Genomic DNA, 23,410 nt, shown 5'->3' with positions numbered 1-23,410 from the left:
TGCGCGGGTCACGGAGTTGCAGGGAAATTCATTTGACGGTGGAAAAATCATGAACGTTCTGTTGGTTCAACCGGCGGCAACGGACCGGGGGTTCATCCATCTCGGGCTGGGCTTCATCGCCGCGTCCCTCGAGGAACGCGGACACAAGGTCGGTATCGTGGACCTGGGACTCGAAGGGGAGTCGAGGAAGGACATCGCCCGGCTCGTGAGGAAGGCGGCCCCGGATGCCGTCGGCATCACGGCGCTGACGCCCACATACCCCGGGGCGCTTTCCGTCGCGGATATCGTCAAGGAACTGTTTCCGAAGTGCCCGGTGGTGTTCGGCGGGACGCACTCCTCCGTGCTGACGGACGAGGTGCTCGGGAACTCCACGGTGGATTTCGTGATCCGGGGCGAAGGCGAAACCGCCATGCCGGATCTCCTGGAAACACTGGTGTCGGGAGGAGAGATCGGAGATGTGGCAGGTGTCTCTTACCGGCGCGATGGAAAGGTTCGACACAATGCGCCGCGTCCCCTGATCCAGGACCTGGACACCCTGCCGCCGATCCCCTGGCATCTCTTCGACATGGACCGTTACACGGGCATCCTGCACGGGAAAAGGGCGGTGGGCATATCCGCCGCCCGCGGATGCCCGTACAATTGCGTTTTCTGTTACCGGGGGCCTGCCGCGGGAAAAACAATACGCGTCTGGAGCCCCGAAAGGGTCGTCCGCGAGATACGGCGCGCCAGGGAGATGATCGGCGTAAACTCCTTCCATTTCTGGAACGATGTGTTCACCTACGACAAGAGGTGGGTTGAGTCTTTTTGCGGGCTTCTCTCCGTCGAAAACATCAAGATCGAATGGGATTGCCAGACACGCGCGGACCTGATCAACGAGGACGTCCTGGGACGCATGAAGGATGCGGGATGCACCGCCGTCATGCTCGGGGTGGAAAGCGGGAGCAACGAGGTTCTCGAAAACATGGAGAAGGGGTTGACGAAGGACAAGATCCGGGAAGGGTTTCGTCTTCTCCACAAGGTGGGATTCGAAACCACCGCGACGTTCACGCTCGGGCTTCCCTGGGATACGCGGGAGACGATACCGGAAACCATCGAATTCGCGAAGGAGATCAACCCGAATTTTGCCATGTTCTACGTGGCGGTCCCGTTTCCCGGATCCCCGTTGTGGAGTATTTGCCGGGAAAAGGGGATATCGCTGTCGCAGGATTGGGCGAACTACAGGATCCTTCCGTTCGAATTCGACATCCGGAACATGGTTCCCGTGTTCGACACCGCGAAGCTGAGCGTGGAGGAACTGGGGAGGTTCCTGAAGACCGCGCAGATCGAATTCCAGCTGGGAAGGCTCAAAAAAGGGCAGGTCCTGAGAGGCCTGAAGAACATCAAGGATATCTTTTCGCTGCTTTTCATGCGCAGCCGTTCGATCAGGAAGCTGGCGGGAATGTTCTGGAGAGTCTTTGTGGACCTGTTCCTGTTCCTTAAGCAGAAGTTGTTTCCCGGAATCCGAAAGGCATCCTGAAATCGCGGCGGGGAATGTGAAACTTCTCCTCGGGCGCGATGCGGAGTTTTACGCCTGTACCGGAGAGGGGCATGTGCTCAAGGGAAAGGCCTGGGAGACCGCAATGCGCCGCACGATCAAATATTTCGATTCCCACCTGAAATGAAAGGCCGGAGAAGCCCTTGAGAATACTTTTTGCCATAAAAGACCTCGCATCCACCGACATGCTGGGAATCATGTACCTGTCATCGATGGTGAAACAGGACGGCCATGAAGTGGGGATCGTGGACCTGGAGTACGGCAAGTTCAAGGACAGGATAGAGGATTTCAAGCCGGCCATCGTCGGCTACAGCATCGCGACGCACAACCGGCATGCGTACCTGGAGCTGAACCGCCGCATAAAGAAAAATTTCGATGTCCTGTCGGTGTTCGGAGGTCCTCATCCCACGTATTTCCCGGATATCGTCAATGAAGATGGTGTCGACGCGATCTGCGTGGGCGAAGGGGAGCATGCCTTCCGAGAATTCGTGAACGCCCACGAGCGCGGCGACGATATATCGAAGATCGAAAACTGGCATGTGAAACGAAACGGAACGGTCCTGAAAAACCCCGTCCGACGGCTGATAGAAGACCTCGACTCGATCCCGTTTCCGGACAGGGATCTGTTCGACATCCCCGGGAGGGAACGCAGGAACACCCAGAGCTTCATTTCTTCAAGGGGTTGCGCTTTCGCATGCAGTTTCTGTTTCAACGAATCGCTGAACAGGCTCTATCACCACAAGGGAAGGGTGGTTAGGGTAAGAACCGTCGGAAACCTGCTGGACGAGATAAGAGAAGTCATGCAACGTTATCCTGTCGATTTCGTGAACTTCCTGGACAATGTCTTTGTTTGGACGGAAGAGTGGGGAGAGAATTTCGCAGACAGGTATTCCGCGGAAATCGGAGTCCCGTTTTTCTGCTGCGTCCAGCCGAGGCACCTTACCGAGAAGATGATAGTGGACCTGAAGCGCGCAGGCTGCCTGAGCGTCGGCATGGGAGTCGAAGCGGCCGACGACTACATTCTCGACAAGATACTGAACAAGAAAGTGTCGAGGGAGAAGATCCTCAACGTTGCGAGGATGGTCAAGCGGCACGGGATCAGGCTCAACACATACAACATGCTCGGTCTGCCGGCGAGCACGCTCGAGAAGGAAATCGAAACGCTGAAACTCAACATCGATATCCGGCCGGATTTCGCCGGGAGCACGATCTACGATCCGATGCCCGGAACGGCGCTTGCCGAAAAGGCAAGGGAGATGGGACTCCTGGAAAACAGGACCGAAACGACGATGGACGGCACCCACTCCGTTCTTGCTTTCCAGGACAGGGAAGACACGAGAAAGCGGGAAAATCTCGCCAGGCTCTTTCCGCTGGCGGTGGAATTTCCCCTGATGTTGCCGGTCGTGAGATACCTGATGAAGCTTCCCCTAACCGGACTCTACAACTATTTCTATCGCATGCTGGAAGGATACTGCAGCTATTTCAGGCTATTCCCGAGGAAGATGAACTGGCGGGTCTTCCTCAAGAACATCTACTATCACCTGCATCACGACCGGGCTTGAGCGGGCCGGCGAAATAAAATCATAGAAGCATCGGAGACGTTATTGAAGTTCCGCGCCGAAATGCGCATTCGGGGAATAGTTCAGGGAGTAGGTTTTCGACCGTTCGTCTACAACCTAGCGATGGAGCACGGTCTGTTCGGCTACGTCCTCAACAACTCGTCGGGGGTGTTGATCGACGTCGAAGGCGGAAAGCCGCTCGTCGACGAGTTCATCCTGCGTGTCAGGACCCGTCCTCCACCCCTGGCGGTCATTTTCGACATGCAGGTGCGCGAGTTGGAGCCGGCCGGCTACGAAGAATTCACCATCAAGGCGAGCGACGGGGATGAAGAGAAGTTCGTTCCCATATCGCCGGAGATCGCCACCTGTCCGGACTGCCTGGAGGAAATCTTCGATCCTTCCGACCGCAGGCATCGCTATCCGTTCACGAACTGCACGAATTGCGGGCCGAGGTTCACGATAGTGAAGGACATACCCTACGACCGGAAATTCACGACCATGGACCCGTTCGAAATGTGCCCGCAATGCCGCGCCGAATACGAAAATCCCATGGACAGGCGGTTTCACGCGCAGCCGAACGCCTGCCCGGCGTGCGGCCCCCGGCTTTCCCTGTTTCACAGGAACGGCGCCCCGGTCCGGGTTCCCGATGTACTTGCGGAGTCCTGCAGGCTCCTCAAGGAAGGCGCCATCCTGGCGGTGAAGGGATTGGGAGGGTATCACCTGGCTTGCGATGCGCTGAACGAGGAGGCGGTGACCCTGCTTCGGTCGCGGAAATACAGGGAGTACAAGCCGTTCGCCGTAATGGTGAGGGACGTCGATGCCGCAAGGCGGATCTGCGAGGTAGGCGAGGAGGAAGAGAAGCTGTTGACCGGCATTCAGCGTCCCATCGTGCTCCTTCGCAAGAGGCCGGATTGCCCGACCGCGGGTAACGTGTCGCCGAACCAGAAGTTCCACGGGTTGATGCTGCCGTACACTCCGCTTCACCATCTCCTTGTAAGGGAATCGGGCCTCGTATTGGTTATGACCAGCGGAAACCTGAGCTCGGAACCCATTGTGTACAAGGACGACGACAGCATGGAGGTGTTGAAGGGGATCGCCGATTATTATCTGCTTCATGACCGGGAAATCCACATCCGCACGGACGATTCCGTCTGCCGCGTATGGCGCGGCCAGGGCACGATGCTGCGAAGATCCCGCGGATACGTCCCTTTCCCGCTGCTGATGCCCTTTTCCTTCAGGGAAAGGATCCTTTCCTGCGGCGCCGAGCTGAAGAACGCGTTCTCGCTTACCCGTGGAAACTTCGTATTCATGAGCCACCACATCGGCGACCTGGAAAACCTGGAAACCTTCACTTCCTTCGAAGAGGGGATAAGGCACTTCAAGAGGATCTTCAACATCGAGCCGACCGCCGTGGCCTACGATCTTCATCCCGAATACCTTTCGACCAAGTACGCCCATTCCCTCGACGGCATCCGGAAGATCGGTGTGCAGCACCACCATGCACACATCGTAAGCTGCATGGGAGACAACGGAATCGGCGGTGAAATCATCGGAGTTTCATTCGACGGAACGGGTTACGGGACGGACGGAAAGATATGGGGCGGGGAGTTCCTTGTCTGCGACGAAAAGGGTTTCCGAAGGGCGGCGCATTTCGAATATTTCCCCCTGCCTGGAGGCGAGAAGGCCATAAAACAGCCCTGGAGAATCGCCGCTGCGCTGCTCGACGGCATATACGGGGACGGCATGTTCGACCTCGGTATCGATTTCGTGAAGGATATCGACCGGGGGAAGTGGGCCGTCATCAGGAAGATGATCGAGAGGGGGCTGAACTCGCCGTTGACGTCTTCCGCCGGGCGCCTGTTCGATGCGGTCTCGGCGCTGCTGGGCATAAGAAAGGAAATCCATTACGAGGGCCAGGCGGCGATCGAACTGGAAATGGCGGCGCTGGAAGACGCGGGATCCTATCCGTTTCGCCTGCGGGGGGAGGGGGATGGATATGCGATCGTGCTGGAACCGCTTATCCGGGAGATGATCGCCGATCTGCAAAAAGGAACGGCCTGCGGCATACTCTCAGCCAGGTTCCACAATACGATGACGGAGATCGTGTTGCACGTCTGCCGGAAAATCCGGGAAGAGAGCGGTCTGGACAGGGTGGCGTTGAGCGGCGGGGTGTTCCAGAACACACTGCTGCTGGAGCGTGCCCACGACCTTCTTCGGAAAGATGGGTTGAGCGTCTTTATCCATCACAGGGTTCCGCCCAACGACGGCGGAATAGCACTCGGACAATCCATCATCGCCGAAGCCTTGATCGCGGCGGGGCAATGAATTCAGGAACCATAGATTGCAGCATCGGGATCATGGCATACAACGAAGAGGCGAACATCGGCCGTCTCCTGGAAGCGGTTCTCGGCCAGAATCTCTCGGTCTGCCGCCTCGGGGAAATCTACGTGGTTTCCAGCGGGTGCACCGACCGAACGGAGGATATAGTAAGGGATTTCATGAAAAAGGACGAAAGGATCAGGCTTCTTGTCCAGAAGGAAAGGAAAGGGAAGGCTTCGGCCATCAACCTGTTCCTTTCCCACGCAAGAGGGGATGTACTGTTCGTGGAAAGCGGCGATACCGTGCCGGAGCCCGACACCCTTGAGAAACTCGCCAGGCCTTTCCTCGATGACGGTGTGGGAATGACCGGAGGCCGCCCAGTGCCGGTCAATGGAAGGGACGATTTCATCGGTTACGCGGTTCATCTTCTCTGGAACCTCCACCACAGGATCGCGCTCCGGCACCCGAAGCTCGGCGAACTGGTCGCTTTCAGGAACGTGGTCGGGGAAATCCCGGTAAACACCGCGGTGGACGAGGCGAGCATGGAGGCGATCGTCAGGGAGGCGGGATTGAGACTCGAGTATGTCGGAGACGCGCGGGTTTTGAACAAGGGGCCCGAAAACGTCGGCGATTTCCTGAAACAGCGCCGCAGGATCGCCATCGGGCACCTTCACCTTAAGAATAAGCAGGGATATTCCGTATCCACCACCTCGCTGAAAAATACCCTTGCCGCCCTGGCCGCGGAGACGGAATGGGGAGTGAGGACGGTGGCCTGGACCCTCGGCGCCGTGTTGCTCGAGGCTTACGCAAGGGCATCGGGAAGCTTCGACTTCTTCATCAGGAAAAGAAATCCGTTCGTATGGGACATCGCCGAATCCACGAAAAACGTATCGGGTTCCTGACATGAAAAAGATCAAGCTGAAGTTCCTCCGTTATCACTGCCTCGACCGGCACCATTGCTCGGTGCAGTACCGCCAGATGCTCGACGGTTTGATACGCCGATTCGAGGAAGCCAACCCGTGGATCGAAGTCGAATCCACGGTGATGAGGAACTGGTACCAGCTGATGTACACGCTGAACCGGGATCTTCCGGATCCGGAGGGGCCCGATGTCTTTCACACCTGCGGCGGAGGGGAACTCGAGGATCTCGTGGGGAAGGGGCTTGTTCACGATCTTTCGACGGAGCTTGAAGGCGGCTGGAAGGAAACCTTCGCTCCGGCATCCCTTCATCCGTTGAAAGTGGAAGGGAAGACATATGCCGCCCCCGTCGAACAGGGGTGCATCTTCGTCTGGTACGACAGGAACATTTTCGATAGGTTCGGATTCTCCATCCCGCGATCCGTCGACCAATTGATATCCATCTGCCGTGAGCTGAGCGGGGCCGGGCTCGTTCCGTTTGCAGTGGGGAACAAGGAGCGGTGGCCCGGCGCATTTTTCTTTTCCCATCTCTTTCACCGCATCGGCGGGGATGATGTCTTCGTTTCCGATTTCACGAGGTCGCCCCGTTACGCCGAAATCAGGGAATGCTTCCTCGCGGCGGCGGGGAAGGTCCTGGAGTTCGCCGGTGCAGGCGCGTTCCACGAGTCGTGCGGACAGACGAACTACGAGGAGATGCGCCGGCTGTTCTTCCAGGGAAAAGCCGCGATGCAGCTGAACGGAAACCGGCTCCTTTCCTATTTTCACGTTGAAAACCCCGGCGCCCTGGAACGGATGGGAATCTTCCCGTTCCCGCAGGTGAACGGCGGAACGGGCGGGCTATCCACGATCTTCGGCGGGTCGCTCGCGACTTACGCGGTGTCGGAGCGGTCGCGTTACAAAAAGGAAGCGGTGGAATTACTGAAATCCCTCACCGACGCGCAGGCGGCGAGAGACGTGATTTTCGACATGGGTGACATACCCGCCATGAGGCACATTCCCTATGAAAAATATCCCTCGGTGATACACGGAGACATGGCGAAGAGCCTCGGGGCGGCCGAAAAGCTCCAGGTGCACTACTTCAAGTCCCTTCCCCCCAAGCCGGCCGGCGTCTACCTGAACCTGGTGGCGAAACTCCTGACGAAAACGATCACCCCCGTCGAATCCTTCGAAACCCTGGAAAATGCGCTGGCCGCGTCGTCGAATGCCGGGAAAAACGAAATATAAAAGGAAAAGGCGAAACCGATGAAACACGACAAGATTCAGCTCGCCCACGGGGGCGGGGGAAGGTTAAGCCACGAACTCATCGAAAAGGTTTTTCTGCCGATCATCGGGAACCCGATCCTGAACGTGCTGAACGACCAGGGAATCTTCGAAGTGAACGGATCGAAGTTCGCATTCACGACGGATTCGTACGTCATCACGCCGATCTTTTTCCCCGGAGGGGATATAGGCGATCTGGCCGTATACGGCACGGTCAACGACCTCGCCATGGGCGGCGCGATGCCTCTTTACCTGAGCCTCGGGCTGATCATCGAGGAAGGATTCCCCATGGATGACCTGAAGCGGATCCTCGTATCCGTCAACCGGGCAGCAGAGACGGCGGGAGTTAAGATAATCACCGGTGACACGAAGGTGGTGAACAAGGGGAGTGTGGACGGGATCTTTGTCAACACCGCGGGAGTGGGGATCGTGAAAAACTCGCTGAACGTGTCGGGAATGAACCTGGAAGCGGGCGACAAGGTCCTCGTCAGCGGCTACATAGGCGACCACGGCATCGCCATCATGTCCGTGCGTGAGGGTCTTATATTCAAGAAACCGGTGCAAAGCGATACCGCGCCGCTGCACAAGCTCGTGGACGACATCCTGGAGACGAACGCGGAGGTGCACGCCATGAGGGATCCGACCCGCGGAGGCGTGGCGTCGACGCTGAACGAATTCGCCGAAAAATCCGGCGTCGGGATACTGATCGAGGAAGAAACGCTGCCGGTGCGCGATGAAGTCCGGGAAGCCTGCGAAATCCTCGGCCTCGATCCTCTCTATGTGGCGAACGAGGGAAAAATGATCGCCGTCGTAAGGGGAAGCGATGCCGGCTCCGTACTCGATGCAATGCTTAAGAATCCACACGGAACGAATGCGCGGATCATCGGGGAAGTAACCGATTCCCACAAGGGGAAAGTGATCCTGAAAACGAAGCTCGGCACGGCCAGGGTCGTCGACATGTTCACGGGAGAGCAGTTGCCGCGGATCTGCTGAAAAACCCGTTGCTGAATCTCCTTGCAAAAGTCCCGTTCTTTAAACTCGCCCGCCGGCTCGGCCGCCCACGGATGCTTCCGGCCAGTCTTACGGTCAGCCTTACCTACCGGTGCAATTCGCGCTGCATGACATGCAGGGTCTACGAGAGGGAAAGCCGGGAGCTGACGCTCGACGAGTACGGAAAGATCTTCCGGTCCATCGGGCGGGCCCCGCACTGGATCACGTTCAGCGGCGGGGAGCCGTTCCTGCGGGAGGATATCGACTCCGTCTGCATCGAGGCCTACCGCCACTGCAGGCCGAAGATCATAAATATTCCAACGAATGGATTGTTGACGGATCGCATCGTCGGGAAAGTCGGTCGTATCGTGGAAGCCTGCCCGGACGCCGCGGTCATCGTGAACCTTTCCATCGATGCCGTCGGCGAAAGGCATGACGAGATCCGCGGCTCGAAGGGTTCGTACAGGAAAGCAATCGATACGTACCACGGGCTTCGTTCGTTGGGACATGGCGAAAACCTGGTTCTGGGCTTCCACACCGTTATATCGCGATACAACGCGCGCGATATTCCGGAAATTTACTCGGAGCTGAAAAAACTCGGGCCGGACTCCTACATCACGGAAATCGCCGAAGAGAGAACGGAGCTTCTTACCGTCGGCGAAAGAATATCACCCTTGCATGCAGATTACGAAAGGGCCGTGGATTTCATCGCCGAAGACATGAAGAATTGGGAAATGAAGGGGATATCGAAAGTGACCCGGGCCTTCCGGAAGCGCTATTACCACATGGTCAAAAAGATCCTCCTGGAAAACAGGATCCAGATCCCGTGTTACGCGGGAGTGGCCTCGTGCCAGCTGGCGCCGGACGGAGACGTCTGGGCGTGCTGTATCCGATCGGAAGTCATGGGAAACCTGCGGGAATCGGATTACGACTTCCCGAAGATATGGTTTTCCGCTGAAGCGGCCCGGATACGGAAGGAAATCAAGGACCGGGATTGTTTCTGTCCTCTCGCCAACGCGAGTTATACGAACATGCTCTTTTCCTTCCGGACCGTCGCAAAGGTGGGGGTCGAATCCCTTTTCGGCGGATGAGAGCGCTGGTGACCGGCGGGACCGGGTTCATCGGGAGCCATTTGGTCGACCGTCTCGTGAAGGACGGCCATTCCGTGGTCGTCCCCGTGAGAAAGAGCAGTGATCGGAAATACCTTTCTTCCGAAGGGGCGGATATCAGGGAAGCAGATCTTCTTGATGGTGCCGCTACCGGCGCCTTGATGAAGAACGTGGATATCGTTTTCCACCTGGCGGCGATCCGGGGAAGCGGATGGACCCACGACGACACGCAGATTCGCCGCGTTAACGTGGAGTTGACCAGGAACCTTCTCGATCGGTCCGCAAGGGGGAATGTAAGCCGTTTCATCTACATAAGCTCCGTAAGCGTGTTCGGGCACCCCTACGGGGGGCCGGTCGCCGAAGACTCGCCCTGTTTCCCCGCCACGCGATACGGAAAAACGAAATACGATTCGGAAGCGCTCGTCACGGAATTCCACCGCAACCGAAATGTGCCGGGGATCGTCATCCGTCCGGTGATAACGTACGGACCGAGGGATACGTGGGGTATGATCCCCAAGCTCGTGAGGTTGATCGATTCCGGCAGGTACCTGACGGTGGGAAGCGGCGAGAACAGGGTCCATCTTCTTTACATCGACGACCTGATCGAAGGAATCATGCGGTCCGTCGACAGTCCCGCGGCACCAGGCAGTACGTACGTGTTTTCCGGGATGGAGCCCGTCACCGTCAACCGGCTCGTGGATCTGATCTCGTCGGCGCTCGGGAAAAGGGTCCCGCCATTTCATGTCCCGTTGAAAGCGGTCCGGATCGCCGGGCATCTCCTGGAAACCGCGCATCGAGTTCTCGGGCTCGACAGGGAGCCGTTCCTGACGCCGGACAAGATCGACATCATGTGCAGGGACAGGTTTTTCAGCCATGAAAGGGCCAGGGATGAACTCGGATTCGATCCGAGGACCGATTGCGGGACGGGGATAGGCATCACCGTCAAGTGGTTGAACGCGGCATGAACGGAAAAAGGGAGCGCCTTACGGGGCCGGGAGAATCCGCATGAAGCCGATGATAGTCATGCCGACGTACAACGAGGGGGACAATATCGAACGGATGGCCCGCGCCATTCTCCCCATGAAAGAGAACTTCCATCTCCTGATCGTCGACGACAATTCCCCTGACGGCACAGGAGAAATCGCCGACAGGCTGGCGAAGGAAAACGACAGGGTCCACGTGATCCATCGACCGGGAAAGATGGGATTGGGGACCGCCTATATCGACGGGTTCAGGTATGCGCTGGACACGGGTATGGATTATATCCTCGAGATGGATGCCGATTTTTCCCATGATCCGAAATATCTCCCGGCGATGCTCGAGGCGATGAAGGATGCGGACCTGGTGATCGGGAGCCGGTATTGCGATGGAGTCAGGGTGGACGGATGGCGGTTCAGGCGGTTGCTGATGAGCAAGTTCGCAAATATGTTCGCTTCGTACGTCGTCATCATACCGGTGTGGGACTTCACGGCCGGTTTCAAATGCTACCGGCGGGAGGTGCTGGAGAAGATCGATCTGGACAAGATACGGTCCGACGGATACGCGTTCCAGATCGAGATGAAAACCTACGCTTACCGGCTTGGCTTCAGGATCAAGGAACTGCCGGTGATCTTCTACGGAAGGGCATCGGGAGACTCGAAGCTATCGAAGGGGATCGCGTGGGAGGCCTTCTGGACCGTCTTGCGGCTTCGTTCCCCCATAGTGGAAATCGTGAAACACCTGAAGTTCCTTTTCAGGGATTACACCGAATTCGTCAAAAGCGGCGCCGGCCCCCAGAGGGATTGAAAGGGCAGCCCGTCGGGAATAGTCAGTTGCAGACCGTTATCCTGACGCCTGCCGACCCAGTGTGATCCGAAAGATCGTCGATATTGACGGTGATGAGATGTTCGCCGTTTTCCAGTTCGGATAAGTCGAGACGGATGTGGAACTCCTTCGTTCCCGGATCCGCCTTATCCGTCCGGAATAACTTGCCGTCCATGTAATATCTCGCCTCGAAGCCGTTTTCCCTTCCGAAATCGACCGATTCGGCCGCCAACGACGTCCATATATCTAATGTTCCCTTGAGAGGTCGATCTGGAGCCGGGTCGGTCCTCACGGAAAGCATGGGGTCGCGGCACCCGCTTTCTTCATGATCGCGATGGCGAAGTCCGTTATCCTTGTCCTTCGATTCGAAGAGGACAAGGATTTGCCTGTTGTCCACGATGTTTCCCGAGGAATCCCGCCCGTCCCAGAGGATCGAATATTTTCCGAACTCCTGCCTGGTCCAGTCCTGCAGCGTGCGTATCAGCATGTCGGCGCGGTTCCTGTGGACGATCCTGATCCGGATGCAGCCGGCCTTGTTCAGGCGGTAGGAAATGGCGGCCGGTTTTCCAAGGGCCGGGTCGAATGTCGTGGCCTCGTAAGTGGAACGGTTCATAATCGACACCGGGAACGGCTCGTAACCCGGGTCGGGCGTATTGATGTCGATCTTGAATTTTTCCCTGTCCATTTTTCGCATGTCCGTCCGTAATTTGATTTTATAAAAAGAGGGCGAGGTGATTATATCACCCCGCCCTCAGCTGCCTCGAAGAAATTCCCGGCTGCCGACCGTGCGGTCTACACCTTCCTGACGACTACCTTCCGGTTTACGAAGTAATCGGCTCCGTGGGCGTTCACCCCGTACGTTATGGTGAAAACCCTGTCTTCTTCCCGCTCGTTTCTCCGCCTGATGACGATCTTCTTCGATTCGTCTTCGATGCGGATGTCATCGGGATCGTTCTCCGGCTGATTACTTACCACCCCCGCCAGGAACGCCTTGTGCGAAGGTCCCGAGACCTTCACGTTCGGCGATACTTCGATCCACTCGTTGTTAGCCGGCAGTACGTTGCTTCCCATTATTCGGTCGCGGTTTCGGACTCGGAGCTGTTTTCCTCGACCTCAGGATGAAGCTCGATCTCGATGCAGGGCGACTTCGCCGTCCCGCAGCAGTTCTCCACCACCGTCGGATGAAGCTCGATCTCGATGCAGGGCGACTTCGCCGTCCCGCAGCAGTTCTCCGCCACCGTCGGATGAAGCTCGATCTCGATGCAAGGCGACTTTGCGGTTCCACAGCACATTGTGTATTTCCTCCTTGGAGTATTGTTGTTTTTGTCTTTTTAAGCTTATTTCCTGAACTTCTTGCGGCCCCACCCGGCAAGGCCTACCAGGCCGGAACCGAGGAGGAACATCGTTCCCGGTTCGGGAACAGGCACGATCGATTCAACTGACACGACCTTGTCGTTGAAATCGCCATCGGCTCCCGCTCTCGGAAGGTCCTCGAAAGCGAGGATCCACGTGTTGCTGGCAGCCTGCTGATAGGCCAACATCTGCGCATAGCCGCCGTTCAGCTGGTCGATGGAAAAGAAAGTGCCGCCCTGTCCCGAAATGTAGAACCCGAATCCGTTGATCGGAATGCCCGAGAACGCCCCTGCTGCAACTCCGCTGCCGCCGAAGATAACGCCACTGCTTGAGGTAAGCCACTGAACGAGCGCGAAATCCGTCGGGGTTGCGCTTCCCAGGAAGATCGCCCGGGTATTGATCGGCCCGTTAGTGTCCTTCCCGCTCCAAAGCCCGAACTCGTTCGAATTGCCCGCGAACTGGAACCGGAGCAACGGGGCGATGACTCCGGGAGCCGGATTCTGCAGCCCCCAATACCCTGCGTTCTTCTGATCCGAGTACGCGTTGATGGACCCGGGCGAGCCCGTGATCGTGTCGAGAATCGTCTGGAGCGAAGTTTCTGCAGACGAACCGACGGGCTGAGGCCGGGTGTTGGAGTACACGATCGGAGCAGCCAAAGCGCTGGTTGCGACCAACATGACAACCAGGAATACCGGTATTACTAACTTCCTCATCTTTTTTCCCCTCCCTTCTATGGTTTGGTGTGTCCACAATCACAAGTGAACATTTCACGACATATAGTCTTCAAGACGCATGCCATACTCGAGAAATATATATAACATCATGATAATGAAGAGCAATTGATGATGGATGGCAGGGGTGAGGGAGCAGGGGTGTGAAAATATTTCTTGTTCTTTGTCATATAATTCCATAATTTGTACTCAAGGGGTACATATTCCAATTCATGGATGGGTGGTTACGAGTAGGAAGTCCGTATGGAAACGTGTCGATTATCGAAATACGGCCTGTTTATTATTACAGGCAGTTTATAGAGAATAAATTAATGATATCAATTGGTTGTGTGCCAATGAGATGCGCCGGGCAGCACGGTGTCGCTACATTGGGTTACCATGGAGCATTGCGGTGAACTGCGATGACCCGGAAAGGCTTTATACCGCTTCGATGGCGAAGCGGTCGTTACGCGCGGTACGGTTGGCGTCCCGGTCGGGATGCGCGCAAGGCGGCAATAACGGAGGAACAAAAAACCGAGTAAATTAAACACTCTGTGAGACGCCGATTTCGCGCGCTACCAAACTGCCCCTAATGATAGGGAAAATATTTGCATCTCTTGCGTTTTGTGAGGAATATTTTACGCATATCGCCTGCCGATTTCTTGATCGACTTGTTCGTGATCACTTGCAGCGCATTTGGAATACCTCGTAATATTGATAACTTATGCGAAATATCTCCCGTGTGGAATAATAGTTATCCCTCTGGCACAATAACTGCGGGACGATACACCGATAAGAAAAGTAAAGGAACAGTCTCGAAAATCCGATGCTCACTCTTGCAGGAACCGCAGGAATGGTAAATTTGCCAAACGCTCGAAATTACGATGAAGGGCTCGGTACGGTGTACGAAAGATTCATGTTGAACGATTTTTTCGATTCGATAACTTGTTCCACTAATATCAGAAATGTGTTGGAAGTCCCGATCTACGGCATGACGGGTTTGACCGGAATAAACAGCGTTCATTTTGCGGAAAAAGGATGCAACGTCACCTTAGTCGGCACGAACGACACTCATGTCGAAGAAGCGGCCTGCCTTTGGAAGGAGCTGCCATATGCCGATAAGTATAAGATAATAAAGCACGTAGATATGTCGAGGTTGCCCTTCGAAGACGGCAGTTTCGACCTGGTATGGAATTTCGCCGCGTTGTGGCACGTCAGGCAAGCGAAATCGCTTCTTTCGGAAATCGCCAGGGTCGCATCGGGCATGGTTCTTATTTTCATGCCGAACAGGCGACAGGCGGGTTATCTTTTGAGGAAGCATTTTTTCGACAGGGATTTCTTCGGCAGGGTAGATGAAAAATGGGCCGACATGGGATTGATACGTTCCCTGATGGCGTCCCTTGGCCTGGAAATGAAGGCGCAAGGAGTCCTCGATGTCCCGCCATGGCCCGATACCTGCTTTCCGATCGGTCCTTACATCAGAAAAATCTTCGGGAGCGGGGAGGGGCAAGCGGATCGTTGGACGTGGGATATCATGCGGTATTACAATGGACGCGATGAAGGCATGAAGCGAAAAATCGACAAGTTCGCGTTTCTTGAAAGAATGGCGATTCCCTGGTGGGTGAAGAGCGTGTGGGCGCACCACAGATTCGCGATATTTTCAAAATATTAGCCAAAGGAGACGGATAAGTGGAAGAGCACAACCATCATCATCACGACCATGACCACCCGGAAGGACACGGAGGCCACAAGCCCGTAAAGCTCAGTTTCAAGGATTTCAAAATGGAGAGGGCGTTCGCCTTCGATCCGGCGAAAGGCGAAGTCGGGGTCATCACATACACCATCGACGAGCCTGCAAGGATCAGCATTAAGGTGATCAAGGCGAAGACCCGGGAGCTTTATCTGAAAACCATCGTGAACTGGGAAACACGCGAGGCGGGGACGCACACGGAGACATGGGACGGCAGGGACTACGAAGGGAAAATCATCGACCTTTCGGAGGCGATCATAATGATGGAGGGAGAACCCCTCAAGACCTATGCCCCCGGCCGGTATTCCGTGGAGGGCCTGTCGGACGAGGAAATAGTCCACGGACATCCGCATGGCCACTCGCATAACCTTTACAAGGATGGAACGAATGTAGTTCCGGAACTGACGGTCACTTCCGTCAAACAAGGCGATGTGCTGTCGGGGGTGGTGACGATAGAATCCGAACTGGCGGATCTTTCCAAATTGGGTTACGGCGAAGAAGTCGGGTACGGCGTCAGGTATTATCTCGATCACACCCTCGTCGAAGAGGAATTCTACGACAAGAAATGCGAGGGGAAGTTCTCCTACAAAATGGACACCACCGCATACCCGGACGGCGTATATACCCTGTACGTCGGGATGTGCGATCATCATCAGCATGCCACTTCGACCGGGTGCAGGATCAGGATAAAAAATTCGGTCTGAGGAAGGGCCTCATCCCGGGCCGGCGGCAAGGCGAACCGGCACGCGCGGAGAATCGCTTTTGTTTCGAGAGTGTCCGGGCACGGAGGGGAGCGTCCGGCTCCCCGCATCCTTTCATCTTTTTCCGACGATCATTGTCCGTGGAACCTCATTCCATTATATTTAAATATAAGGATTTTTCATCAGACGATGGAGAACCCACTTGGAAAAGATGATATTGTCCAGCTTCCGTGCGGGGATCGTAGCCATGTACATGGACGGCACGATCGCGTACATCAACCCCATCGGGAAGAAAATCCTTGAAGGAAGCCCCCTGAAACCCGGTGAAAGCATCCATGACCGGGCAGGGGAAAATTCCTTCTTTCGTGTGCTAAGCGAATCGATAGCGATGAACTACCTGCCGACGAGGCTCGAAGTCGATTTGCCGGGAAAGGACGGGGAGCGCCAATTCCTGGGCTTCACCCTGTCGGAGCTTAAGGAAGGGAAGAAAAAGATAGGAATTTGCGCCTTCTTCAAGGACCTGACCCACGTAGAGATGGCGGAGGAAAACGAGAACCTTAAGCAGAGGCTGCTCCTTCTGGGACAGATGGCGGCGGGACTCGCCCACGAGATACGAAACCCGATCGCGAGCATCGGCGTCCATTGCGGAATCCTGCGCTCCCATATTTCGGGGGACGAAAAACTCAAGTCCTCCGTGGGAATGATTTCGCAGGAAATAGGAAGGGTGGAATACATAATCCGCGAGTGCCTGAATTTCGTGCGGCCCGCCGAACTCAGTATCCGTACGATCGTGGTCGACAGGATCGTCGAGCAGGTGGTGCAAAGGATCCAGGCGATCCACCCCGGCATGGAATTCCGCATCGACAAGCCGAAGGATAAACGGCCCGCCGTGGAAGCCGACGAGGGATTGCTGGAACAGGCGATTGCCAATATATTGATAAATGCGGCGGAAGCGTGCAACGGAAAGGGAAAGGTAGATATCACGATAAGGACGGCCCGCTATTTCAGCGACCGTGTCGACTTGAACCGCCGGATCGAAACGATCCTTCCCGCATCCAAGGAGATCGAAAAGGAGTTCGTGCGCATCAGCATAAACGACGACGGGCCCGGGATACCTCTCGAGATCCAGGATCGGATCTTCGTGCCTTTTTTTACGACGAAAAAAACAGGGACCGGGATCGGCCTGCCTATGGCGCAGAAAATCGTTCACGTCCACGGAGGAATTCTGGATCTTCGAAGCATTCCGGGAAAGGGAACCGAATTCATCTTAAAGATTCCGGCGAGGCAGAAGAGTGGCGGATAAGATACTGATCGTAGAGGACAACGATTCCCTCAGGGCCGGGATCAAGGTTTCTTTCGAGGAAGCGGGGTATGCCGTTCACGAGGCTTCCTCGGGCATGGAAGCGGTGAGGAAACTGGAGACCGAATCCTATCATGTCGTCGTCAGCGACATAAAGCTCGGGGATCTGACAGGGGTCGACATCCTCAAGAAAGCCAAGGAGGTAAGCTCGGAAACGGAAGTGATCCTCATGACCGCTTATGCGACGGTGGAAACGGCGGTGCAGGCCCTCAGGCTCGGGGCGTTCGATTACATACAGAAGCCGTTCGAGATCGACCACCTGATCCATTGCGTGAAAACCGCCCGCAAGATGGGGAGCATGAAGGGTGAGCTGGACTTTTTCCAGAAGTCCGCCTACCGGAGCGCGATGGAGGACGATGCGCTGGTTGCGGAGAGCCGCGGCATGAAAGAGATCCTGAACGTGATCAGGAAGGTCGCACCGACCACCGCCACCATATTGGTAACAGGCGAAACCGGAACCGGCAAGGAGCTTCTCGCGACGCTCATCCACTTCGGCAGTCCGCGTGCGAAATGCGCGCTCGTGAAAGTGAACTGCGCCGCGCTGCATGAGAACCTGCTGGAAAGCGAGCTGTTCGGCCATGAAAAGGGAGCGTTCACCGGCGCGGAAAGGCTGCGGATCGGCCGATTCGAGCAGGCTGACAAGGGAACCATATTCCTCGACGAGATCGGGGACATGAGCTCCACCACACAGGCGAAGGTGTTGCGGGTGCTTCAGGAGCAGGAATTCGAACGGTTGGGAAGCAGCGGAAAAAGCATAAAGGTGGACGTGAGGGTTGTTGCCGCCACCAACAAGGACATGCGCACGGAAGTAAAAGAAGGCCGTTTCCGCCAGGACCTGTTCTTCAGGCTGAACGTTGTGAACCTTCACGTGCCGCCTTTGCGGGAGCGGGCAGAGGATATCCTGCCCCTCGCGAGATTTTTCCTGAACCGTTACGCGGTCGAATTCAAAAAGAAGGTCACCACGTTTTCCCCCGCGGCGATCGGGAAGTTGCGATCGTATAACTGGCCCGGCAACGTTCGGGAGTTGCAGAACGCGATCGAGCGCGCCGTTCTCTTATGCGAATACGAAATGATCGAGCCGTCCAGCCTGACGATGGAAGGACGGCCGGATGAAGACGTGTTGTCGCCGGGAGATGTGCTGAACCTGGAGAAACTTGAAAGAGCTGCGATAATGAAGGCTCTCCATTCTTCAGGAGGGATTCAGAAGGAGGCAGCAAGGCTTCTCGGGATCAGCGCAAGGGTCCTGAATTACAAGATACAGAGTCTCGGGATAGACTGGAAAACCTACAGGATGCACGTTCCCTGAAAGAGGGTCGCGAAAATCAGTGTGTCGTCGCCAGCGGCTCTCCGTTGCCGCCCGACTGGATCTCTTCGATGAAGGCGCAGCAAATAGAGGGGTCGAAGAGGGTTTCCATGTTGGTTTTGAGGAGTTGAATCGCCTCCTGGCTGCGGAGTCCGCCCCTGTGCGGGCGCTCCGATGTGATCGAATCGTAGAATTCGGCCACGGACAGGATCCTTGAAGCGGGAGAGATTTCCTCCCCCCGCAATCCGTAGGGATAGCCGGACCCGTCGAAAAACTCGTGGTGCTCCAGGATGACCCTGCGGATTTCCTCCAGCCCCGGAATTCCTTCCAGAAGTTTCGCTCCGAGAAAAGGATGTTTCCTGATGATCTGGAGCTCCCGGTCGTTCAATCTCTTTCTCTTCGAAAGGATTATCCCGGGAATTCCGACGATGCCGATGTCGTGGAGGGAAGCGGCGGTTTCAAGGGCGGACAGATCGTCCTGACCGAGCTGGAGCCTCCTGCCGACGCGCATGCAAAGATCGCGGACGCGCCCGCTGTGCCCGAGGAGGAACGGATAGCGTATCTCGAGCGCGCTGGACAGGGATTGGAGGATCGACGTCGAGAACGACTTGACGTTTTCCCGGAACTCGATTCCCTGGTAGAGGACGCGGGCGATCTCGTTCGATATCGGTTCGAAGGCGGCAAGATCGTCCTTCGTGAACGCCTGCTTGTCCATCCTGTTCGTCAGGTGGAGCGCCCCGAGAAGGCGTCCTTCATGAACCAGCGGAATGGACAGGAACGATTCCGTCCGGTAACCGTTCTTCTGTAACCTTTTTGACATCGGCATGTCAGCCTGCCCGGTAACGACGAGAGGAACCTTGTGCGTCAAGACCCACGATGTGACGGGTCCGGGAACTATCGCCGCCCCGGGCGTGACCTGGTTTTCGCCGTTGTTGAATCCGATAGCCGCCCTCAGGGTGAAGTCCCCCTTCGTGTCGGTGACGACGATGGATCCCCGCCCGGCGGACAGGCCCTGCATGGCCGTGAAGAGAAGGATCTCCAGGAATTTGTCCATGTCGACGACGGATCGCGCGGCGTCGAATATCTTCTGGAGAGGGATATCGTTCGGCGACGGTTTTGCCGAAAGAAGGTCGGCTATTTCGTGGAATACGCAAACCTTGCTTCCGCCCTGGCTCTTCGCCACGTAGAGCGCGCGGTCGGCCTTTCGAAGAAGGTCCTCCTTGTCGAACGAGTCCGACGGGAACGTGGCCACCCCCGCGCATGCCGTGAGACGCTCCGAACGTATGTTGTCCATTCCGGGAAGAAGGTGTTTACCGATCCTTTCTATGATCCTGTGAGCGAGGTCACGCCCTCCGTCTGCGCTGCTTTCGAACAGGATGATGGCGAATTCGTCCCCACCGAAGCGGGCGACGGTGTCCACTTCCCTGACCGAATCGTGCAATATGGACGCGATCTCCTGAAGGGCGACGTCTCCCGCCGCATGATGGAACCGATCATTGTAGGATTTGAAGCCGTCGAGATCGAGCATGAGAAGGGCGATCGGCTTTCCGTTCCTTCGCGAACGCAGGATTTCCTTCTCGATCTGGTTGTCGAAATACCGCCGGTTGTAAAGATGGGTCAGCGGATCGAGAAACGAGTAGAATGAAAGCGTCTTTACCGCCTCGCACTGGAGAAGAAGGTTCTCCGCCTGGATCGCGAGAATCCAGAGCAGTTTTATCTGGACAGGCGACAGGGAATGGTTTTTTTTGTTTCCGAAGATCAGCGAGCCGACGAATTCCCGTTCCCTGTGTAGAGGAAACGCGACGAGCGACGAACAATTCCACGATTTGCAGACAGGCAGGAAATGTTGATGGATCTTCGAATCTATATGGATGACCTTTTCGGAATGGCGGGTCAGATCCGCGGGGGTCAGGAACGTGTGATCGTCCCCAAGGAAAGACGGTACGCCCCTCGTTGCGACCGCTTCGAATGTATTGGTGTAGGACGACCATGAAAGATAGGTGCAGCTGTCGACGTCGGATATCTCTTCAGCGATATCGAACAGGGATTGGAAGGTGCCCTCCAGGTCGCGGGACGTTCCCAGGAGATAACTGCTCTTGAGAAGGATATTAATAGGGCCCGACAGGGAAGCGATTTCGCCCGGCGTAATTTCGAGGGGATGGTCGAATAAACATCGGGGAAAATTCTTGTAATCGGTCGTATTCACAGTCACCTCGACGATGCTGGCGTGTAAGTTTGCAATTATCAGGCCTATCTCCCGGGAGATTATTCATTAATAAATCCTCGGAATATCCGATGAATATAAATATATTGGGTTCCTAATCGGATGCGGTGTGAAAAGTATTAGCCAATTTATCCAATCGTTTTCATATCTGTGGAGTAAGGCCGAAGGAAGGATTCCTGTTTTTTCCCATTTCGTTCGATGATATTCTTGGCACGCACAGATGCTTTCATTTGGCAGGCGTAATGGTATTTGCAACGTAACGGTGATGAAAAATGGTTCATGGAGGGTAGGATGATCGTGCGTATGGGCAAAGCTATCGTCGTATCGTTACTGGCAGCGATTCTGTTCGGATGCTCCAGCACCCCCGAGGAACTTGCCGCGAAGCATACGCGGCGCGGGGACGAATTCCTGCAGGAAGAAAAATACAGGGAAGCCGTCATAGAGTACAAAAACGCGGTCAAGGCGGACCCGAAAAACGTGAAGCTCCGCATCAAGCTGGCCAAGGCCGCCATAGAGGGTAGGGATATCCGAACCGCCTTCCAGGAATATCAGAAGGTCGTGGAAATGGATCCCGAAAATTACGAGGCCAAGGAGAAACTGGGGGAGATTTACGTCGCCGCAGGAGAAAAGACGGAGGCTGCGCACATCGCGGATAACCTCGTGAAGAGCCGCCCCAAGGAACCCGGCGGATACATCATCAAGGCAGGGCTGGAGGTACGGGAGGGCAGGATCGAAGAGGGCATATCGTTTCTGAAGAAGGCGGTGGAACTGGATCCGAAGAAGGTCGGCCCGATTCTCACGATCGGCAATCTCTACCTGTTGAAGAGGGACCGCAAGAGCGCCAAGGAATGGTATGACAAGGCGCTTTCGGCCGACGCGAACTCGCACGAGGTCCATGTAGCCCGCGGGAATTACTTCTTCTCGGTCGGAGAAAGGGATGAAGGAGAGAAGGAATACCGGAAGGCGATCGAGCTCGGCAAAGAGAAGGAAAAACTGCGCATCGTCCTGGCGGAGCGGTATCTCTTCCAGGGGCGGCTGGAGGAATCGGAGAGGGAACTGAACGCGGTGATCAAGGAATTCAATTCCCAGGGCGCACGGAAGGTCCTTGCGGAAATCAAGATGGAAACGGGGAAATTCGAAGACGCGAAACCCATCGTGGCCGCGATATTGAAGGAAGACGAAAAGGATCTCGACGGTAAATACCTTAAAGGAAGGATCGCACTGTCGGAAAAGCGATTCGAAGAAGCGAAGGCCCTGTTCGGATTCGTGGTCAAGAAGGATGCGGGAATGGTCAAGGCAAGGTTGTACAACGGGCTGACGGAGATTGCCCAAGGGTATCTGGAGACCGGAAAAAAAGAAGTGATGGCCGCGGTCCGGCTCGATCCTTCGAACATTCGAGCCCGTTTGGTGCTCGGGGACCTTTACCTGAAATCGAATGCGCCGCAGTCCGCCGAACAGGAAGCGGTGGAGGTCCTTCGCAGGGATCCTTCGAACGTGCAGGCCGCGATCATTTACGGCGATTCGCACCTCCTTCGCAAGAACTGGGCGAAGGCGGAGCAGGTTTACAAGGCCTTGATGACGCAGTTGCCGAAAAGCCCGGTCGGGTACCTGAAGATGGGGATTTCGAAAAAATCCCAGAACAAGGCATCGGAGGCGGCTTCGCTATTCGCGCAGGCGGTCGAAAGGAACCCGCAGGACCTTGGTGCGGTGAGCGAATATGTCTTCGCACTGGCGTCCGCAAAGCAAGCCGACAAGGCGAGGAAGATCGTTTCCGAATACCTCGCGAAGGAGCCGAAAAATCCCATCCTGTGGGAGATGTCGGGACGATTGCATCTCGGGACGAACAATGCCGCGGAAGCAGAGAAGGCTTATCTGAAGGCCATCGAGGTGGCACCGGAATATCTTCAGCCGTATTACGAGCTCGGGGTAATGTACGCCTACCAGAAGAAGCTTCCCGAAGCGGAGGCGAAATTAAGGAAGGTCCTGGAGAAAAACGACAAGAACACGGGCGCCCACATGCTTCTGGGCATGGTGCAGAACACCATGGGAAAAACCGAGGATGCGAACAAGCACTACAGGCGTGTCCTGGAGCTCGCTCCGAACAACGCGCTTGCCGCAAACAACCTCGCATCGAACCTGGCGGACCATGGTGGAAACCTCGACGAGGCCCTGAAATTCGCCCAGATCGCAAGGGAAGCCGCGCCGGAGGACCCGAACGTGAGCGATACGCTCGGGTGGATCTATTATCGAAAGGGACTGATCGATACGGCCTTTCCCCTGGTCTTCGAAGCATCGAAGAAACTCGAGAAGAATGCCGTCGTACGATATCACTACGGAATGTTGCTGTCGAAGAAAGGAAAGACGAAGGAGGCGGCGGCCGAATTGAAGAAAGCCCTTGCGATCGACGAAAAATTCAACGGGGCGGAGGAAGCGAAGAAAACGTTGGCATCCATGAAATAACGGGGCCGATGTTCCTGCGCATGCAGGAGTGTGCGCGACGGCATCATCCTCGATAAA

At 56.0% G+C, this 23,410-nt stretch carries 19 protein-coding genes; 14 read left to right on the top strand and 5 right to left on the bottom strand.

Translation table 11 applies throughout. The annotated features are described in order from the left end of the window. Positions 1-49: 49 nt before the first annotated feature. The 9 genes from HY896_05355 (at position 50) to HY896_05315 (ending at position 11,474) form a co-directional block, all read left to right on the top strand. Positions 50-1,516, top strand: coding sequence for a radical SAM protein (locus HY896_05355; protein ID MBI5575772.1), 1,467 nt, complete (start codon positions 50-52; stop codon positions 1,514-1,516). Between the two features lie 161 nt (positions 1,517-1,677). After that, positions 1,678-3,096 (top strand): B12-binding domain-containing radical SAM protein, encoded by a 1,419-nt coding sequence (locus HY896_05350; protein MBI5575771.1) that lies wholly within the window; start codon positions 1,678-1,680, stop codon positions 3,094-3,096. A gap of 60 nt (positions 3,097-3,156) precedes the next feature. Further along, complete coding sequence (gene hypF, locus HY896_05345) at positions 3,157-5,418, top strand: carbamoyltransferase HypF (protein ID MBI5575770.1); 2,262 nt, start codon at positions 3,157-3,159, stop codon at positions 5,416-5,418. Beyond that, positions 5,415-6,314, top strand: coding sequence for a glycosyltransferase (locus HY896_05340; protein ID MBI5575769.1), 900 nt, complete (start codon positions 5,415-5,417; stop codon positions 6,312-6,314). The genes hypF and HY896_05340 overlap by 4 nt, the downstream gene beginning before the upstream one ends. Before the next feature lies 1 nt (position 6,315). After that, complete coding sequence (locus HY896_05335) at positions 6,316-7,554, top strand: extracellular solute-binding protein (GenBank protein ID MBI5575768.1); 1,239 nt, start codon at positions 6,316-6,318, stop codon at positions 7,552-7,554. Positions 7,555-7,572: 18 nt separating this feature from the next. After that, positions 7,573-8,583: a hydrogenase expression/formation protein HypE gene (gene hypE, locus HY896_05330; GenBank protein MBI5575767.1), complete on the top strand. Its 1,011-nt coding sequence runs from the start codon at positions 7,573-7,575 to the stop codon at positions 8,581-8,583. Next, entirely contained in the window at positions 8,580-9,671 is a 1,092-nt protein-coding gene (locus HY896_05325) for a radical SAM protein (protein ID MBI5575766.1), read from the top strand. The genes hypE and HY896_05325 overlap by 4 nt, the downstream gene beginning before the upstream one ends. After that, positions 9,668-10,654, top strand: coding sequence for an NAD(P)-dependent oxidoreductase (locus HY896_05320; protein ID MBI5575765.1), 987 nt, complete (start codon positions 9,668-9,670; stop codon positions 10,652-10,654). Before HY896_05325 ends, HY896_05320 begins: the two co-directional genes overlap by 4 nt. A gap of 40 nt (positions 10,655-10,694) precedes the next feature. Continuing rightward, positions 10,695-11,474, top strand: coding sequence for a polyprenol monophosphomannose synthase (locus HY896_05315; protein ID MBI5575764.1), 780 nt, complete (start codon positions 10,695-10,697; stop codon positions 11,472-11,474). A gap of 22 nt (positions 11,475-11,496) precedes the next feature. Here HY896_05315 and HY896_05310 read toward each other — a convergent pair whose 3' ends face one another. From HY896_05310 to HY896_05295, 4 genes are all read right to left on the bottom strand, one after another. After that, positions 11,497-12,177 (bottom strand): hypothetical protein, encoded by a 681-nt coding sequence (locus HY896_05310; protein ID MBI5575763.1) that lies wholly within the window; start codon positions 12,175-12,177, stop codon positions 11,497-11,499. A 107-nt stretch (positions 12,178-12,284) separates the two neighbouring features. Then, positions 12,285-12,563, bottom strand: coding sequence for a hypothetical protein (locus HY896_05305; protein ID MBI5575762.1), 279 nt, complete (start codon positions 12,561-12,563; stop codon positions 12,285-12,287). After that, positions 12,563-12,784 carry a hypothetical protein gene (locus HY896_05300; GenBank protein MBI5575761.1) on the bottom strand — a complete coding sequence of 74 codons (222 nt, stop codon included), beginning with the start codon at positions 12,782-12,784 and terminating at the stop codon, positions 12,563-12,565. Before HY896_05300 ends, HY896_05305 begins: the two co-directional genes overlap by 1 nt. Before the next feature lie 45 nt (positions 12,785-12,829). Next, positions 12,830-13,558 (bottom strand): DUF4114 domain-containing protein, encoded by a 729-nt coding sequence (locus tag HY896_05295; protein ID MBI5575760.1) that lies wholly within the window; start codon positions 13,556-13,558, stop codon positions 12,830-12,832. An 823-nt stretch (positions 13,559-14,381) separates the two neighbouring features. Between HY896_05295 and HY896_05290 the strand changes: the two genes are divergently transcribed. The 4 genes from HY896_05290 to HY896_05275 all read left to right on the top strand — a co-directional run bounded on the left by HY896_05290 (position 14,382) and on the right by HY896_05275 (position 18,672). Then, complete coding sequence (locus tag HY896_05290; GenBank protein ID MBI5575759.1) at positions 14,382-15,227, top strand: methyltransferase domain-containing protein; 846 nt, start codon at positions 14,382-14,384, stop codon at positions 15,225-15,227. Positions 15,228-15,244: 17 nt separating this feature from the next. Next, positions 15,245-16,009, top strand: coding sequence for a hypothetical protein (locus HY896_05285; GenBank protein ID MBI5575758.1), 765 nt, complete (start codon positions 15,245-15,247; stop codon positions 16,007-16,009). A gap of 199 nt (positions 16,010-16,208) precedes the next feature. Continuing rightward, on the top strand, positions 16,209-17,309 hold the full coding sequence (locus tag HY896_05280; GenBank protein MBI5575757.1) for a hypothetical protein: 1,101 nt from the start codon (positions 16,209-16,211) through the stop codon (positions 17,307-17,309). Further along, the gene (locus HY896_05275) at positions 17,299-18,672 is read left to right on the top strand and encodes a sigma-54-dependent Fis family transcriptional regulator (protein ID MBI5575756.1); all 1,374 of its coding nucleotides are present in this window, start codon (positions 17,299-17,301) and stop codon (positions 18,670-18,672) included. Before HY896_05280 ends, HY896_05275 begins: the two co-directional genes overlap by 11 nt. Before the next feature lie 16 nt (positions 18,673-18,688). On the opposite strand, the gene HY896_05270 is transcribed toward HY896_05275, so the two are convergent. Further along, the gene (locus HY896_05270; protein ID MBI5575755.1) at positions 18,689-20,875 is read right to left on the bottom strand and encodes a diguanylate cyclase; all 2,187 of its coding nucleotides are present in this window, start codon (positions 20,873-20,875) and stop codon (positions 18,689-18,691) included. Between the two features lie 309 nt (positions 20,876-21,184). On the opposite strand from HY896_05270, the gene HY896_05265 reads away from it, so the two are divergent. Continuing rightward, positions 21,185-23,353 (top strand): tetratricopeptide repeat protein, encoded by a 2,169-nt coding sequence (locus tag HY896_05265; GenBank protein ID MBI5575754.1) that lies wholly within the window; start codon positions 21,185-21,187, stop codon positions 23,351-23,353. Positions 23,354-23,410: the final 57 nt, after the last annotated feature.

It is taken from the genome of Deltaproteobacteria bacterium, assembly GCA_016218975.1.
Lineage (GTDB): Bacteria > Desulfobacterota > Deferrimicrobia > Deferrimicrobiales > Deferrimicrobiaceae > JAENIX01.
The sequence above is the reverse complement of the archived record's forward strand: the minus strand, read 5'-3'. Positions and strand labels throughout refer to the sequence as shown.

Bases quoted from the DNA above. Each gene is read 5' to 3' on its own strand.
- HY896_05305 (MBI5575762.1), bottom strand. From the start codon at position 12,563: ATGGGAAGCAACGTACTGCCGGCTAACAACGAGTGGATCGAAGTATCG.
- HY896_05295 (MBI5575760.1), bottom strand. From the start codon at position 13,558: ATGAGGAAGTTAGTAATACCGGTATTCCTGGTTGTCATGTTGGTCGCA.
- HY896_05300 (MBI5575761.1), bottom strand. From the start codon at position 12,784: ATGTGCTGTGGAACCGCAAAGTCGCCTTGCATCGAGATCGAGCTTCAT.
- hypF (MBI5575770.1), top strand. From the start codon at position 3,157: ATGCGCATTCGGGGAATAGTTCAGGGAGTAGGTTTTCGACCGTTCGTC.
- HY896_05335 (MBI5575768.1), top strand. From the start codon at position 6,316: ATGAAAAAGATCAAGCTGAAGTTCCTCCGTTATCACTGCCTCGACCGG.
- HY896_05340 (MBI5575769.1), top strand. From the start codon at position 5,415: ATGAATTCAGGAACCATAGATTGCAGCATCGGGATCATGGCATACAAC.
- HY896_05265 (MBI5575754.1), top strand. From the start codon at position 21,185: ATGATCGTGCGTATGGGCAAAGCTATCGTCGTATCGTTACTGGCAGCG.
- HY896_05315 (MBI5575764.1), top strand. From the start codon at position 10,695: ATGAAGCCGATGATAGTCATGCCGACGTACAACGAGGGGGACAATATC.
- HY896_05355 (MBI5575772.1), top strand. From the start codon at position 50: ATGAACGTTCTGTTGGTTCAACCGGCGGCAACGGACCGGGGGTTCATC.
- HY896_05310 (MBI5575763.1), bottom strand. From the start codon at position 12,177: ATGGACAGGGAAAAATTCAAGATCGACATCAATACGCCCGACCCGGGT.
- HY896_05320 (MBI5575765.1), top strand. From the start codon at position 9,668: ATGAGAGCGCTGGTGACCGGCGGGACCGGGTTCATCGGGAGCCATTTG.
- hypE (MBI5575767.1), top strand. From the start codon at position 7,573: ATGAAACACGACAAGATTCAGCTCGCCCACGGGGGCGGGGGAAGGTTA.
- HY896_05290 (MBI5575759.1), top strand. From the start codon at position 14,382: ATGCTCACTCTTGCAGGAACCGCAGGAATGGTAAATTTGCCAAACGCT.